The following is a 277-nucleotide window of genomic DNA, read 5'->3' on the forward strand; positions in this document are numbered from 1 at the left end:
TAATTTATCAGTAAATGGCCACTTTATTTTATTGTCGTAGAATACGAAATAACGCATTTTTTAGCTGGAGTGAAAATGAGCAACGAATCGAACAACACATCGCAAGATCAAGTGGAAGAAGCTGTAACTCCTGAAGTTGTGACTGATGAGGCAAGTTTGATGGATGAAGTAACCCAAGCAAATTTTCGAATTGAAGAACTAGAGCAACTATTGGCTGAGTCTGAAACTGCGTTAGCTGAGCGTAAAGATGTTGAAATGCGCGCAGCGGCAGAAACAC

Annotated in this window: 1 protein-coding gene; it reads left to right on the forward strand. The window is 40.1% G+C overall.

Annotation, left to right across the window (positions count from 1 at the left end):
* Window positions 1–75 precede the first annotated feature (75 nt).
* Window positions 76–277 (forward strand): nucleotide exchange factor GrpE (locus tag AAEY75_RS14875; protein WP_352260004.1); only part of this gene is annotated, 202 nt, incomplete at its 3' end.

The sequence above is a fragment of the Psychrobacter sp. TB55-MNA-CIBAN-0194 genome (assembly GCF_040309505.1).
GTDB classification, from domain to species: Bacteria; Pseudomonadota; Gammaproteobacteria; order Pseudomonadales; family Moraxellaceae; genus Psychrobacter; species Psychrobacter fozii.